Below are 15,285 nucleotides of genomic sequence, written 5' to 3'. Positions count from 1 at the left end.
TGGAACATCGGAATCTCTGGAGTTAGCTCTAGCATTGGACTCCAGGTGTGTCCGTAAGCAATAACTCGATCGAGATCTACTCGTGCAGGTTGGGTACTTCTAATTTCAGCATCGACTCGATCGCATTATAGGTCAATCGATGCGCGACTGCTTGAAGTTGGGGCGTGCCGTTGAGGTAACCAAAGTGGCTGTGCAACAAGGCTTCGCCGTGAGATTCCAACAGCTCAAACAGCTCTTTATTACCGACGACGGCAATCTTAATCAATTCTGCCATGCCGTTGCGGATTTGATCGATCGGTAACGTCTTCAGGAATGAGAAGTCCAGAATTACTTTCTGCGATGCGTGGTAAGCACCCAGACGGTTTTTGAGTTTACCATGATTGACCGCGACTTTGATTGCTACACTAGCATCGATCAACCCAATTAAAGATGTCGGTACGCGAATGTAGTTCGTCCGGCGGCGATAAGACGAGCAGGCAAATCCAGCCACATCAGTCGTCAATCCACCACCAACTACCAATACGGGTTCTTTCCGTACCAACCCAAAATCGACAAAGGCATCGATGACACTTTCAAAGGTTTTTAACGTCTTGTCAGGTTCTTTAATCGAGACTTGAAAGACTGTCAGATCGATATCGTAATGTTTGAAGTATGCTTGCATCCGATCGCCGTACAAACCATATACATTGCGATCTACAACCATCAAACATCGACCGAACTGACGATAACTATCGGCAATTTCTGGATTCTCAGTTTGAAACGCACCATCTACGTAGAGCAGACTAAAGTCAATTTTTTCGTATCCTTCGATATGAAAGGCACGATCTGTAGCTGTAAAAGTTGCCTTGATGTCGCCCATAAGATTTCTCTGTTGTTGTGCCATCAATAACTTAACGAATTTTTCATATTTATTCAACTGGATTTTATTTAGGTTCTATGCATTGAGTAGCTGCCGATCGTCAACCGCTCTTTTGTTAACACAAAATCAGTTTTTTTACATCTGCCTTATAGATGATTTAAAAAGAGCGAATTTTTTGGATTCGATCGCTTTTTTGTTGACGATCGTCGGTAAACTCGCTAAATTTAAATTAAATTTAAAGCACAAAGGTTATGTCTAGACCAGCATTAAATAAAGTCTACTCAGTGGCTATAGAGTTAAACCAGAGACAATGGATAAGCTCAGAAGCTCGGCAATTCAAGCTGGATACACTCATGGTAAAGGCGCGGCAATTGGAGAATTCTTGGATGCGATCGCCCAAATTAACCCTTTACTTTTGGCTGAACTTATCAAGCAAAAGATTGATGAATAGATGCGCTGAATTTATAATAAAACTATGTCCATTCAATTAAATTAAAGCTATGTCAGAAAGTTGAGACTGATTGGAAAAAATTGTCGATTCCAATGCTAAAGCCATTCTTGCGTTATGGCAACCGTCAAGGCGATTAGGACAGTAATAGTGCTAGCTACAAACCCGACTTTTCCACTGTTTCAATCCCTGAAAGGGTTTGATGTCGATTTCGATCCTGCTAAGGAAATCATCGACAAGCACCGTCCTCATCGAAAGTTTCAATCCCTGAAAGGGTTTGATGTCGATTTCGATGGCGGGAAGCTAGAAGCCTCGATATATTTGGTTTTCAAGGTGCGAATGCGCGAACCTCGTAAATCATAGCATTCAAACGCAGGATCGGGTAAAAGCGACATTGCCCGATCGAGTCCAAAACCTCTTGCTGTTAAAGCTTTGAGCACTTGCGCGGATGAATATTCAACAAAAACCCTGGAAACCCTTGCCAAGTAAAGCATTCAGCGACATTTTCCCCAAACACATTTTCAACATCCACCCACCCGCGCATCAAGCGACGAATTTGATTCGATCTGGCAACCAGCGATTGGCTTCAAGCCTAATTAACTGCCGATCGAGTATGAGGGTAAAACTATTAATTAAGCACCTCGTCCAAAGCCCGATCGATTTGCGCGTATACCCAAGCTAATTCAGATTCAGGAATAGGGCGATGCTAAATATAGCACGTTATCCAATATATAAAGTAAGACACCATGCGCCATCGCATGGTGTCCGATTTTTCTTCCCACGTTATTAAGATACCCAGCTTTTTCGCAATTATTAATATCGATCGCTAAGATTATGCCGATCGCCCGTAAGTGTTAATGTAAGCGGTGAGATTATAAATTTACAGGTAGCTTAATTCCCCAGCCCCTGTAATTTACATAATATTTCCCGCTTTGAGGCGGACAGCCGATCGTATCGCATAATTGGTGGGTAAATTTTTCTTCCACCGCCCGTGCCGACTTTTCTAGCGGATTATCTTGATATGTTTGTCCGCCCCGATAATAACCCTTAAAATAATTTTCCCCAAACCGGGCTATTCCCCCCGCTCGATCGCATTGTTGAGCGTGAGTAAGTTCGTGAGCCAGCAACACCAACCTGTCTGTATCGTTAGGTCGATTCGCCGCTCGAATATAAATGCGATCGCAATAAGTTTGTGCTGAAGAGTCAACACCACCAATATGCGTCTCTTTGCCCCCCTGCGACCATCGATCGAGCAATTGGGCACCATATACGACCTTAACTCGATCGACCAAATTGCCAAACAACGGTCGCAAATAGCCTTTTTGAGCATTGGTCAAAGGTAAGCTGCGTGGATTGCGGATTTCCATAATTTGAGCGGCTAATGGCAGCACTGTCGCCCCGGTTTCACTCCAGGCTAATTCTGGAGTCGGTGCAGTCATCGCTTGAATTTGGGTAAAATGGATCGTACCCGTTAAGATGGCATCCTTAGAAGACAGAGGAGCGTGCAACGATTTGGGAAATAATAGCGTCACGATAGCAACTGTGGTGAGTAGCACGACTAAGCAAAATTGACAGAACTTTCTCAGGTTCGAGATCATTGCTCGTAACAGATTGGAGTAAATTTAGTAGATCGAATCCTTATGCTTCATCATAACAACCCGATCGGCGAATCTTCATGAGATCGGCTAACTCGACCAACTTTGCCCAAATACTTCTCAGCGTGCATCTAAATAGCTAGAATTAGATGAAAGAAACTTTATATGCGACCGCAGGACGAAAATATTTTATGACACCCTCCTTAGCCAATTTTATGTATAGCCTGCTTGCTGGTGCCCTAATCATCGTCGTTCCCGCGACAATTGGTTTGATCTTTGTCAGCCAAAAAGATAAAATTCAACGCTCTTAGGATTTATCAGATCGGGTTATCTAGCCTCAGTTGGCTCTTCCAGCCGATCTGAGGTTTTGTTTTGTCAAAACTAGTCGATCTACGGATGGACGAATGGCAGCGATAGAGCCAAAATAGAAGTAGTACAACTTTCGCCACAAGCGGCGTTTTTATGTCTAGGGTTCCCCCCGAATAAAAAAGCGGATTGATTTTCGGTTATTTTTCCCGACCATGAAAATCAACCAAGCAACGACAAGACACAGCAGTTTGTAAGGTGGTCGATCGACACAAGCAATGGTGAATGCTAAAATACATAAAGCATTGAATAGCTTTTAACCATGTCGAGTACTTAATGTCCCAACGGTTTGCACCGTTTTTGTTTCACCCTCTGAGGAAATCACCGTGAGTTTTGGCATTTCTGCGGCTACGCTACTTGGTCTAGTTTTGATGCTTGCCTCTCTCAGCCTGTTTCTGACCAACAAGTTCAAGCCCGACCTGCATCAAGAATCTGACAACATCTATGCGATTGTTGGCTTCATCTGTGGTTTGCTGCTGGTGATTAGCTTTGACTTAGGCGCAGCAATGGCTTTCCAGCAATTACTAATGATTGGTTCTCTCATCACCATCATGTGGCAATTCATCCAGGTGCGGGCCGAAAATAAACAGCTCAAAGGCGGTAGTCGCAGTGCTGGTCGCGAAGCCCCCTCACGGAGATCGGGTTATACGGCCCAGATTGATGATGAGCCAGAATATGCATCAACCAAACGGAGCAATCGTCGCAATAAAGACAGGTTCGATCGCAGTAACAACGAAAGCGAAGACCGAGATGAGTTTCCCTATCGTCGTGCGACTAGAGAGTTGCCTGAAGACAGATTTGCCCAGACAGCTCCGCGCCGCCGTCTCACCGAGCCAAGCACCGAAGTAAGTTACCTCTCTGGTCGCCAAAACGATCGGTGGGATGAAGAGGACTGGAATGATGGTAGCGAACCAGTGCAGGTGCGCCGCGCTTTGCCAGATGCCGATCTAGCTAGCACCCAGTCACAACGTCAATCGCCGCGCCGAAGAGCGGACAGTCCCGTTGGCGTTGGTGAATCCTCTCGTTCGCCAAGCGTCTCGGAGAGGAGAGAATCCTCTCGTATCGCCAGAGGCGAGGCTACGCCAACGCAAAGCGGATCCGAGGGAAGAGAAGCCTATCTGCAAGATAATTTGGATGAGCCGCCACAACGAGAATGGGACTTGACGGCTAGTGCCGATCCAGATGCCAACCCTCGCCGCCGTCGTCGTCCAGAGCGCGATCCAGCAAAGCCACTGCGTCGCGATCGATCTACCACAGGACAAGTTGCTGGAACCACCGCCAACTATGTGGACTACGAACCGTTGGCGAAGCCTCTCGACGCGAGAATCGATCCACCTTCTGGGTTACCCCCATCCGGCTCTGAACCGATCGTTTTCCCCGATCGCTACTAAGTCTACTTATCGCAGTTGCCATGTCGGTTAGGACACAAACCCGACTTTTTGGAAAAGTCGGGTTTGTAGCAACCTAGTTTTACAGTCCTAACCACCTTGGCGATTGCGATAACTCTAAAAATCCCGTCTCTACCGCTAATTTTAGCCACAGAGATGGGATTTTTTTATTTATGGGTATAGTGATCTTATGACTAGAGATCGACAGTCGCTTGCGATCTCTAGTCGGGGAGATGGGAGAAAGAAGTAAGAAGTAAGGAGTAAGAAGTAAGAAGTAAGGAGTACGAAGTAAGGAGTGAGGAGTGAGGAGTGGAAAGTTGGAATTATTCGTGCCATTGCTTCTAACACCTAACACCTAACACCTAACACCTAACACCTAAAGCCTAAAGCCTTCCAACTACCTGAGTCCCAACCACGTCCAGAGATCTTGCCCCGTTACGAATTCTAATAGCAGTAACAAGACGAATCCCATCATTGCGAATCGACCATTGATAGTTTCGGCATAGACATTCCAGCCAAAACTCGGTTCTACTGGTGGTGTTGCGATATTTGATTCGGTTTGAGTTTTACCAGCCACGATCGATAATTACCTCTATTTTGCTATTAATGCCATCTTAATCGATCGCTATACCTCTTCAGCATAGCCATTTTATGCATCCATGCGATCGAGATCGACCAGTGAAGTGCGATTCCATCACAAACATCTACAAGATCGTCAGCAACAATATAAATAAGTCCATAGCAAACATCAAAAAATTAAAAACTAAGTAAAAACACGTAACTTGTTCGATCGAATCTTTCACAAAAATTCACAACTGGTGTTCCCACTGATGGAATTTAGGAAGAACCGAGACTAAACTTAACAAACCAGGATCTGTAAAAAATGTAGCCCCTAGTGGACGTAATTAAACAGATCGGCATCCTCCTCAACTGAGTGAATGAAATTAATTTGAATAACTTGGTGTTGATATCGAGGCTAATCCTCGACCAGAAGTTAAGTAGGTCGTTAACAATTTTGAGATCGGCAAATCATTCGATCCGATCGACAATTTAAAAGCATCATCTACAAGCAGGAATCTAGATAGACCGAGCAACTGAGTCCGATTTTTATCGATCGAGACGATCGCTATCTAGAGACTAACTCCTGCAAAAAAATTGTAGACCATCATCTATGCATCTACCACTATCTACATATCAACTCTTAACTAAAAGTGTCATGACTACCGTTTTAGAATGCGACCTGAAACACCACAGCCTACAACTACTAAAAGAATATCAAGAGACTGGCAAAGCGAGATTGCGGAACAAAATTGTAGAGCTAAACTTGGGATTAGTGCGGAAGGAAGCACACTATTGGGTGGGGCAGTGTAAAGAAACTTATGACGATTTACTTCAAGTTGGGAGTATTGGATTGATTGGTGCGATCGATAAATTTGAAGTTAGTAAAGGTTATGCTTTTAGTACCTTTGCCATGCCCTACATTAGAGGCGAAATTCAACACTATCTGCGCGACAAAAGTTCGGTTCTCAAAATGCCCCGTCGCTGGTTTGCAATTATGCAACAAGCCGGAACCATTACCAAAACACTCCAATCGCAACATCAACGTCAGCCTACCGAAACTGAAATCGCCCTTGCCTTAGATATTTCCTTAATGGAGTGGCAAGAAATTAAAATGGCGTATCAAAACCGTCAGCCAGTGAGCTTAGATTGTCCTGTCGGTAGCGATGAAGACGCAAATAATTTAGCAGATTTATTACCCGATGGACACTACCAAAGCTTTCAACTGTCGCAAGACGATCGGCTGCGCGTTCAGCAAAGCTTAGTTGCACTAGAACAACATACCCGCCAAATTCTCGAATTCGTGTTCCTGCACGATCTGACTCAAAAGCAAGTCGCCGAGCGGATGGACATCAGCGTCATTACCGTATCCCGCCACGTCAAGAAGGGTCTTAACGTCCTTAAAGTAATGATGGCTGGCAATGACGATTAGAGTGACGATTTACCGCCCCAACTTGCTGACAAAGGCTTAGACATTATTTAGCTCTGGCGGGAAGCTGGCTCCATCAGGGACGTGCTTCAAGAACGATGCTAAACGGTGTTTCTGCAACGCGGTTGAGATGGCTGAAACCAGCACCATCGACAATTACCTCCCTGAGACGTTTTTCTCCTGCCTGGGCACCGAGAGCAGCACCGTGTTCCTGAGCCAATGAAGTCGGGACGCAGACCATTGTTGACGCACAATAGTACAGCCGACTGACCGGATTGAGGTTGTCCGCCAAGCGATCTCCTGCCATAGGCTCGACAATCATGCACGCGCCATTCTCGTCGAGCAATTCGCGGACGTGCTTCATCGCTCCAATCGGATCGCCCATGTCATGCAGGCAGTCGAAAATTGTTACCAAGTCATAATGACCAGGGAGTTCCTTGGCCAGACTCACCTCAAAGCTAATATTGCTCAGGCTGTGAGCGGCTGCATGAGTGCGTGCTGCGTCAATTGAAGGCTGGTGAAAATCAAAGCCGACAAATTCCGAGTTGGGAAATGCCTGAGCCATGATTGCGGTGGTAATTCCGTGCCCGCAACCGACATCGGCAACTCTCGATCCCTGCTCCAGTTTTTCCACCATGCCGCTTATGGCAGGCAGCCACAACCGAACTAAATTGTTCTGATAGCCGGGGCGAAAGAACCTTGCAACAGCACAGGACAGACATGGGGTTTGTTCTCCCCAAGGAATTCCAGCACCAGTCTTGAATGCTTCGCGTACCTGCGGTTCGTTTTGCTGGAACGTGGCAGCAGCTCCAAAAGCCGGAGCTAGGTAGAACGGACTATCTCGATCGGCTAACAAAAATGCTTGTTCGGGAGTCATCCAAAACTTTTCTGTGTCCGCATCGTAGGAAATATAGTTTGAGGCGGCTTGAGCGTTGAGCCATTCTCTCATGTAGCGTTCGTCAACACCCGCCGATTGGGCGATCTCATTCACTGTGCAAGGACCAGCATCGTTGAGGGCTTCATAGAGTCCAAGATGCTCCCCAATTTGCACAAGAGGTACGCTATATGCTCCGCCTAGGTCTTGAAGGACTTGTCCGACCAAAGAATTTAGCTTATTCTCGTCCACAATCTTATTCCTCTACTACATCAGGTAAGTTTTGTCTGCCTAATACTGGAAAAGTGGGTGATTAGATGGGCATTTGTCATTGAAATAGAATGACAGGCTATTCAGACCCATCTATGGATGGGAAATGAAATTTCACACCTGTGGTTTAGTGGGTGAGAATTTAACTCACATACTCATGAAATTATCAAGGTTCGTTACCTTGTTTTCCGTCCCTGCGACCAGCATTGGGTCATATTTAGGAAAAATGAATCGCACTATGCTGAATTAGTTCAGTCTAAACACCCTAGAGGCTAGTCGATCGGATTTGTCACTATTTGTAATAAACGCCAATGCAGACTACATGCAGAGGCAGACAATCGCCTCAAAGGATCTCAAATGGTTTCTATAAGGGGAGGGCTGGGGTGGGGTAAAGGACTACGACACATCTCTAACAAACTTGTCACGCGGGCAGCCGTGGGTAGATAGATCTCCGCGACACCCCCAGCAGACTTGTCAGTACGATCGTCGCATGAGTAGAAAATCTTCACCAATTAATTATCAAAAAAACGATAGTGTCGCTAAAGATTTGGGTAGTATAAAAATAGACAAGCCATTCGCCTAAGAATCTCAAGATCTGACGTGATGGTACAGAGTAAACGTCTAAAGCTCCTGACTGCTATCAACGTTATATGTATATAGATATTTAGGTAAACGAGGTATAAAAATTAATGAACAAATCTTGGTTTTATTTGGGCGCGATCGGTATAGCGATCGTTTTAACTAGCTGTGGCGATGGTAACAAGCCCGCTGCAACCCCATCACCCAGCACCAGTGTAACTCCCGCAACCGCACCGACAGCGGCTGTACCTACTACTCCCGCACCCGCAGCAGCAACCCCAATCGTCCCCACCCCTGTAGTGGCTGCTGGTTCGCCCATCGTTCCTGGCAAACCCGTCTCGGTTAGTAGCGCAGGTTTAATCCCAGCTACTAATGGTGAAAATTGGGCAAAAACTGTCAATAAAGGCAATGCCGATCCTTTTGCGACGCTAGCATTGCAACCCGTCGAAGCTGTCGAAAAAGATCCCATCACTGGATTACCCGTCAGAGCAACATCCGCAGCTAAGATCGCCAGCAGTGCATCTGCTGTTAAATCTGGCGTAAATAAGCCACTTCCTGGTATTAAAGTTGCCTCTAACCCCACTCAAATTTCCAAGGCTTCAGGCAAATCGAAGATTGCCAGCAAGGGTTCGACATCAGCAGATACGGGAATTACTCAGGATATCAATCCTTCAACTTCCGCAATTCCTAGAACTGGTATCAATAAACCTTTACCTAAGATCGTAGTTAGTAGCACACCAACTAACTCCTCTAACAATAATGCCTCCCGTCCCGGATCGGTAGCTCCTAAAACTGGTAAGATTGCCGCTAATAATGTTTTGCGTCCTGTAAATATAGGTGCTACTACCTCCAAAACACCTGGAGTGACTCAAATCGCAGCTAGATCGGAACCAGTTGTAGCAAAGCCACTCCAAGCGATGGCACTAGAAATATCTGGAGTGATTGAAGTAGAAGGCAAAACTCAAGTTATTGTTAAATTACCAAACGAATCATTTAGTCGCTATATCGATGTCGGCAGTCGAGTTGCTGATGGCAGCATTTTAATTAAACGAGTAGAAGGGCAAGAAAGTGTTTCTCCTACTGTTGTTTTAGAAGAAGTTGGTGTAGAAGTCGCTCGTAAAATTGGCGATAAAGTAGCAGCTAGTACTCCGGCAATTCAACCTAAACCTTAATATAGCAATCCTAAATGAGAAGCGTAGTCGAAAGACGGGCGGGCACAAGGCACCGCCCCTACAAGTTGACTTGTGCCGTGAGGAACTCAAATAGGATTGCTATAGTTTGAATTAGAGTATTTAGAAAACTCGATCTTATTAGATCGAGTTTTTTTAATGCCTGTATTTTCTCGATCTAGCAACCGCCAAGGCGATTAGGAAAGTAAAATAGTACTAGCTACAAACCCGACTTTTCTAAAAAGTCGGGTTTGTGTCCTAACCGATCTGGCGGCGGCTATCATAAGAAGCCAAACGATAGGCATCAATCTTAGATCTCAAAAGTCCCCACTTATCAGCTAAGTGGGGACTTTTAAGTAAATGTTTAAATTGAGGATTAGTTAAAGTTAACTAAGTTTCTCGCTGGTAATCCGAGCGAATTAGCATTGGTTGGCAATAAACTAGCCACCTGAGGTACCGAGGTTAGCGGTTGAGATCCGAGAATCAAACCACCGAGGCTGTTACGACGATCGACTACCATCCAAGGCTGTTTTGTAGGTGCCAAGGTTGTAGTATAGTTGCGCTGGCTGCTAGCAATAATGGTCGAGAAGTTTTTCTGAACCCGTTTTGCTACTAAATTCTTCATCGGTTGGAACTGTTTGGCTGTCAGCATCGTTTCACCAGGAATGCTGAACTTGGGCACGTTGGCGGTATATGCTTGGGCGGTAGCTAATTGTAGGCTAGCAGCATTAACAGATGGTACTGCGGGCGTGCTGGGCGATACTAGCTGTCTGAGAGCCACTAGCGGATTGGTTTTGTTTAGTTTGGCTTTAGCTGATGCCGAAGCTACCATTGGCTGACGGTTGAGGTTATTGCCTAACAACCGTTGGAGTCCTGAAGGAATATTCGCAATGGGGTCGAGGGACTTGTAGGGAGCTGCTGCTGGATTAGCTTTAGCTTGGGGTAAGATTGTTTTGGGTGCGGTAGATTGAGATTTAACCGTAGGAATGTTGGCAATCGGACTGAGATCGACGACTGGGGGAGTTTTAACAGCGACAGGATTTTTGTCTAGCTTCTGCATCAATTCTGGACGAACTACAGGATACGGATCGATCGCTGTTTTGGCAGCCATCATTGCCGATAATGGTGTGGGTGCGCCGATTTCTGTAGCAGCAGCGACTGGCTGCGGGAGGGCTTTAGCCGTTGAGGCTACTTTAATAGCCCCGCGTGGGTTACTGTTGCCAATGTATAATCCTGGGACGGGGACTGGTGCTTGAGGATTAATTGCTTGTGCTAGTGCCGCAGCCACGGAATTTTTAACATACTGCGGTTTAGCTTGCTTACTGGCCTTCGCTGAGGCTTTAGGCAGATTCATGGATGGCGATACAAAGCTAGCGACAGCGTTACGACCGATTTGAGGTGTTTTTACCTTGGCAGTAATCGGTGATAACCCTGAGGTGGTCATCGAGTTCATTGCTAACTGGCGGACGGCGAGATCTGGGGTTAGAGCAATTTTGCTCGATAACTCACCATCGATTCTCGTGCCGTTCAACTTCAGGGCACTCCATTGGGAGGCTTGAGTTGGGATTTTAGGAGTAGGATTACGGACTAGGAGTGGTTTGGATGCGGCGTAGGTACACAAGGGGTTAGATAGCACTAACGCTGTTCCCAAGATTCCAATGCTAGGTTGCAACCAGGAAAGCCAAATTTTTAACATCTTGAATTAGCTCTATGGTAATGGAAATTTTTAGTTACTTTTACTTACTTGGTAACTGTCATCTCCGTGTGGATTTTTGCTAATCCCGATCTGAGGAGATTTCGGCTACTGGAAAGCAAAAGCTAGAGTGAAATCGTACCTGCTTTTTTTGGTCGATCGGCATAGAGAACAACGGTATTGTCATCAAGATTTCGATCTTACCGCCCACCTAAATTTGGTTGGTGGCAATGACGATATCCGACGCACAATCTGCACTTTTTCTCGATCCAAATGCAACTAAGATTAGTTGACAATGTTGCGATCTAACAACATTATTGTACCACGTTTTTTTTACACCCTCATCAGTATTTATGCTGATATCCGCCACACATTAAGCTCTCCGATCCGATCTCCCGTGCCTAAGTATGGTTTGTTTGGACACCAATTCAGACTAGTAAATTCACTGAGGCTAGACCGATCTATAATCTGCTCGATTTCACCTGCATCCGTCCAAATGCAAGTATATCCATCTGCCCCACCCGATGCTAATTTAGGAATCTGGGGATGGGCGACCAGAGTAGAGATAATACCTTGATGTCCTTCTAATAACCGACCATCCCAGGTGGTGGCATCCGTACTTAGGTGCCATAGGATAATTGCCATGCCACTGGCTACCGCCAAACAAGGTGTCTCGGTACCGACTAACCATGCCAACTGGCGAATTTTGCCGGGACAACCCGTTAGCGTCCACGATTCTGCTGGGTGCTGACGATCGCTAATTGTCAGGGTACGATCGAGGTTGCCAGCCGCTAAATAACGACCGTCTCTAGACCAGGCGATGCTGATACTGGCGGTATCGACATTGATGCTCTGCGGTGGTGCCAGCGGCTCATGAGGTGTCCAAATTTGAATGCCTTTGTATCCAGCAACTGCTAGCTTTAAGCCGTGAGGATACCATGCTAGGTCGAATACCGAGGATCGATCGAACTGCCAGGTGGTAATTGGTGTAGCAGCCAGTGGTATCCAGATCTGGACGTGTTTGCCAAATGAGATCGCGAGTTTTGACTGGTGGGGATGCCAGACCAGATGCTCGATCCAGGTGCCAATGTCGATCGTCTGGACTAATTGGGGCGGAATCTGGGGATCTTCGCAGTTCCAAATCAATAGCTTACCCGCTTGTCCGCCTGCTGCCAGCCACCGACCATCGGCACTAAATCTGACCCGCTCGATCGACAGCCCATCTGCCTGTTTTAAAATTACTAGTTCTGTGAGTCTGGCATTCCAAGCGACTTCGCCTGCTGCGGAGCTAGCGACCCAACTACTACCTGTGGGTGCATAGTTCAAATCTGTTATCAGATCGCTCAACCGACCGCTCCATGCTAGCTCTAATTCTGATTCTAGATTGTCGGTCAATAGGTTAGCTAAAAATAAGTGTAAATAAATTACCAGTAATAGCATCTAATTTGAAATCTTCAAGTTAGGATGGCTATTACTGGTAATTAACTAAATGTATGGCTCAAGTCAGACTTGAACTGACGACCAAGGGCTTATGAGTCCCCTACTCTACCGACTGAGCTATTGAGCCGCGCGTTTTAACGTATTCTAGCATAACATAGAAAAACCGAATTTAGTCACTACGATCGAGAAATATTTTTTGGTGGCTGTAGTAGCAAGCACGAGTGCTACTTGCCGAAATCTAGACCCGTTTACCTACGGTAGGCTATGCCAACGATCGAATCCAACTTACCGATTTAGCCATTGGCAGGTAAATGGGCGATCGGATTGACCGCACTGCCACCACTAGGGCGGATCTCAAAATGTAAATGCGAACCAGTACTGCGTCCGGTGCTGCCCATCCGTGCTACTTGTTCGCCCTGACGAACGGTTTGACCGATGCTGACCGATATTTGACTGTTGTGTCCGTAACGAGTAGTAGTCCCATCGCCATGTCTGATTTCGACTAAGTTGCCATACCCACCCGATTGCCAACCAGCAGCGGTGACGATGCCATCAGCCGCAGCATTAATCGGCGTACCGATCGGGCCGGCAATATCGATTCCTTTGTGCATCCTACCCCAACGACGACCGAAGCGGGAGGTAATTGTACCTGCGGCTGGCCAGGTAAAGCCGAGAGTTGTCTCGCCAGTTTTGCCCGGTTCGCGCTCTTCGGAGCTGCCAAACTCACCATCAGATCCATGACCGGGATCCCCATAAGGTGATGCGGTAGCAACGGCTTTGAAGGTTGTGGTTTTAGGCGGTGCGACATCGATCGGTACTGAAGCTTCGCCTTTAAATTGTAAGCTATTGCTGGTACTAGTATTGGTAGCTGGCAACTGGTAGCCACGAGGCGAAGCAACTGCTTGAGCGACGAGCACTGAAGTCGATTGGGATTGGCGCGCCTGCATTTGTGAAACATCGCGGCGATACTGGTCTGTATATCCAGCTCGGTCGGTCGAAACTGTAGAGTTAGCAACCGATTCTTGGGCTACTGCTGTGTTGGGGTAATTGGCGGGGACGCTGGATATTCCCATCAGTACTGCTAATCCTAGCATTACGGCCTGGGTGCGGCTCCGATGATTACCAAGCACAGCGGCAATTTTGTTCGACACTGATGAGGCGGGGGTTGCGATCGACGATTGGCTTTGTAGCACTTCTCGATCGACATTTGGGGCTGGAACTAATTGAGCTTTGTGTGTAATTTCGGGTTTCAACAAAAATGACCTCCTAATTTTGACGACAACAGCAGTCAGGTAGATGAACCTAAGCTGAATGTAACTAAAGTTGCAAACTGATTTTAGATAGCCGAATCTCGGTAATCGGTATTTATCGATACCACGGTGGTTGGATTGCAATCCAAATCTTGTGAAATTGGTACGATCCAAACTGACTTTTAGACTCTGCCGATCGGGGTAATCGATAACAATCGATCGCTTTGTCCGATGATAGTTGACACTCGATAGAGTAACTTTAAGTGAAGATGCAATAATTTGCAAGTGTTTTCAAAATTCGGTTTTAAGCGCGACCCGCTCTAGCAGAATTGGTAATTTTGCAGCTAAATTAATCTATAAAATCTAGAGCTTGAGAAATATCTATCCGATCGTTAATCAATCGACTCTATTTTTCAAAGCATTGATATATAAGACTTTAAGCGAGAATTGACTCGATCGACAACCGTGGATTTGCGGAAAATTATTTGGCAAATTAACATGCCCATATCACACAATCCGATTTTTGGATGCTTAGTGATTTCGATCGCAATTGTCTGCAAAATTTATGATGTGTTGAATAAGAAATTAGTAATTCAGTCTCGATCGATTCACAACTTCATTGATATAAATTTCTTATCTAAAATTGCCCCGGCTAAATTGGCAATTAGCGATTTAACAGCACCACCGATCGATCGACATGCAAAAATTGGGCTGAAATCTCAGCCTGGTAGGGAATCCGTACTCGTTAGTTCTTGCTAATACGCACCTAATTGACGACGAGCTTCAAATAGCCCCACCGCCGCACTCACAGATAGATTCAGGCTTCTGACACCAGGCTCGCTCATGGGGATATAAACAGTCGCATCACAATGTTCGAGCATTTGCGCTGGTAGTCCATTGGTTTCGCTCCCAAATAGCAACCAGTCATCGGCTTGAAACTTAAACTCAAAATGGTTGCTCGTACCCCGAACGCTAAACCCCACACTTCTTCCAGGCTGCTGGAGTCGAAATTCAATGAAATCCTCAACCGACGGATGAATTTTGAGGTTAACATAAGGCCAGTAGTCTAATCCAGCCCGTTTGAGATAGCGATCGGTAATTTCAAAGCCTAATGGCGCAATTAAGTGTAGTTGAGTACCCGTAGCGGCACAAGTACGAGCGATATTGCCCGTATTGGGCGGAATTTGCGGATGGACTAAAACTAGCTGGAGCATAAATTCAAAATTGGCGATCGGAAAAATTTGGCTGGTAGTCAATTTGGCGGGTGAAAGGTAGCTTAAAGCATTACTAAATGGGCATTAGAGCGATCGGCTCTCACAATTGCAATCTTTCGTAATATATAGATTTTCTTTATATTTGCTCGGTTA

14 protein-coding genes, 1 tRNA gene and 2 pseudogenes are annotated in these 15,285 nt (G+C 45.9%); 8 read left to right on the top strand and 9 right to left on the bottom strand.

Annotated features, from left to right (window positions below; all coding sequences use genetic code 11):
- A pseudogene (locus tag Q0R35_RS15325) lies at positions 1–859 on the bottom strand (sedoheptulose 7-phosphate cyclase); the annotation flags it as partial.
- 310 nt (positions 860–1,169) lie between these two features.
- Between Q0R35_RS15325 and Q0R35_RS15320 the strand changes: the two are divergent.
- From Q0R35_RS15320 to Q0R35_RS15310, 3 genes are all read left to right on the top strand, one after another.
- On the top strand, positions 1,170–1,310 hold the full coding sequence (locus tag Q0R35_RS15320) for a hypothetical protein (RefSeq protein ID WP_295620151.1): 141 nt from the start codon (positions 1,170–1,172) through the stop codon (positions 1,308–1,310).
- A 147-nt stretch (positions 1,311–1,457) separates the two neighbouring features.
- The gene (locus tag Q0R35_RS15315; RefSeq protein ID WP_295620148.1) at positions 1,458–1,670 is read left to right on the top strand and encodes a hypothetical protein; all 213 of its coding nucleotides are present in this window, start codon (positions 1,458–1,460) and stop codon (positions 1,668–1,670) included.
- A gap of 85 nt (positions 1,671–1,755) precedes the next feature.
- Entirely contained in the window at positions 1,756–1,989 is a 234-nt protein-coding gene (locus Q0R35_RS15310; RefSeq protein WP_295620145.1) for a hypothetical protein, read from the top strand.
- Between the two features lie 190 nt (positions 1,990–2,179).
- Here the strand turns inward: Q0R35_RS15310 and Q0R35_RS15305 are convergent, their stop codons facing one another.
- Positions 2,180–2,839, bottom strand: coding sequence for a DUF4157 domain-containing protein (locus Q0R35_RS15305; RefSeq protein ID WP_295620140.1), 660 nt, complete (start codon positions 2,837–2,839; stop codon positions 2,180–2,182).
- A 254-nt stretch (positions 2,840–3,093) separates the two neighbouring features.
- On the opposite strand from Q0R35_RS15305, the gene Q0R35_RS15300 reads away from it, so the two are divergent.
- Together Q0R35_RS15300 and Q0R35_RS15295 are read left to right on the top strand one after the other, a co-directional pair.
- Entirely contained in the window at positions 3,094–3,213 is a 120-nt protein-coding gene (locus Q0R35_RS15300) for a photosystem II reaction center X protein (protein ID WP_295620163.1), read from the top strand.
- 381 nt (positions 3,214–3,594) lie between these two features.
- Positions 3,595–4,659 carry a Ycf66 family protein gene (locus Q0R35_RS15295; RefSeq protein WP_295620136.1) on the top strand — a complete coding sequence of 355 codons (1,065 nt, stop codon included), beginning with the start codon at positions 3,595–3,597 and terminating at the stop codon, positions 4,657–4,659.
- Positions 4,660–5,053: 394 nt separating this feature from the next.
- Here Q0R35_RS15295 and Q0R35_RS15290 read toward each other — a convergent pair whose 3' ends face one another.
- A complete protein-coding gene (locus Q0R35_RS15290) occupies positions 5,054–5,233 on the bottom strand; it encodes a chlorophyll a/b-binding protein (protein ID WP_295620133.1) in 180 nt (59 codons plus the stop codon).
- Between the two features lie 639 nt (positions 5,234–5,872).
- Between Q0R35_RS15290 and Q0R35_RS15285 the strand changes: the two genes are divergently transcribed.
- Positions 5,873–6,646 carry an RNA polymerase sigma factor SigF gene (locus tag Q0R35_RS15285; protein WP_295620160.1) on the top strand — a complete coding sequence of 258 codons (774 nt, stop codon included), beginning with the start codon at positions 5,873–5,875 and terminating at the stop codon, positions 6,644–6,646.
- Between the two features lie 73 nt (positions 6,647–6,719).
- Here Q0R35_RS15285 and Q0R35_RS15280 read toward each other — a convergent pair whose 3' ends face one another.
- The gene (locus Q0R35_RS15280) at positions 6,720–7,769 is read right to left on the bottom strand and encodes a class I SAM-dependent methyltransferase (protein ID WP_366944909.1); all 1,050 of its coding nucleotides are present in this window, start codon (positions 7,767–7,769) and stop codon (positions 6,720–6,722) included.
- A gap of 707 nt (positions 7,770–8,476) precedes the next feature.
- Between Q0R35_RS15280 and Q0R35_RS15275 the strand changes: the two genes are divergently transcribed.
- Positions 8,477–9,538: a hypothetical protein gene (locus Q0R35_RS15275; protein WP_295620127.1), complete on the top strand. Its 1,062-nt coding sequence runs from the start codon at positions 8,477–8,479 to the stop codon at positions 9,536–9,538.
- A 373-nt stretch (positions 9,539–9,911) separates the two neighbouring features.
- Here the strand turns inward: Q0R35_RS15275 and Q0R35_RS15270 are convergent, their stop codons facing one another.
- From Q0R35_RS15270 to Q0R35_RS19585, 4 genes and pseudogenes are all read right to left on the bottom strand, one after another.
- A complete protein-coding gene (locus tag Q0R35_RS15270; RefSeq protein WP_295620124.1) occupies positions 9,912–11,231 on the bottom strand; it encodes a hypothetical protein in 1,320 nt (439 codons plus the stop codon).
- Positions 11,232–11,579: 348 nt separating this feature from the next.
- Entirely contained in the window at positions 11,580–12,668 is a 1,089-nt protein-coding gene (locus Q0R35_RS15265; RefSeq protein ID WP_295620120.1) for a WD40 repeat domain-containing protein, read from the bottom strand.
- A 54-nt stretch (positions 12,669–12,722) separates the two neighbouring features.
- Positions 12,723–12,795: transfer RNA gene (locus Q0R35_RS15260), tRNA-Met, on the bottom strand.
- A gap of 166 nt (positions 12,796–12,961) precedes the next feature.
- A pseudogene (locus tag Q0R35_RS19585) lies at positions 12,962–13,345 on the bottom strand (M23 family metallopeptidase); the annotation flags it as partial.
- A gap of 1,071 nt (positions 13,346–14,416) precedes the next feature.
- On the opposite strand from Q0R35_RS19585, the gene Q0R35_RS15250 reads away from it, so the two are divergent.
- Complete coding sequence (locus Q0R35_RS15250) at positions 14,417–14,677, top strand: hypothetical protein (protein WP_295620114.1); 261 nt, start codon at positions 14,417–14,419, stop codon at positions 14,675–14,677.
- Here the strand turns inward: Q0R35_RS15250 and Q0R35_RS15245 are convergent.
- A complete protein-coding gene (locus Q0R35_RS15245) occupies positions 14,674–15,132 on the bottom strand; it encodes a tRNA (cytidine(34)-2'-O)-methyltransferase (RefSeq protein ID WP_295620157.1) in 459 nt (152 codons plus the stop codon). The two genes, Q0R35_RS15250 and Q0R35_RS15245, sit on opposite strands and share 4 nt — an antisense overlap.
- Positions 15,133–15,285 lie beyond the last annotated feature (153 nt).

Source organism: Chamaesiphon sp. GL140_3_metabinner_50 (assembly GCF_025361915.1).
In the GTDB taxonomy this organism is placed as follows: Bacteria; Cyanobacteriota; Cyanobacteriia; order Cyanobacteriales; family Chamaesiphonaceae; genus Chamaesiphon.
The sequence above is the reverse complement of the archived record's forward strand: the minus strand, read 5'-3'. Positions and strand labels throughout refer to the sequence as shown.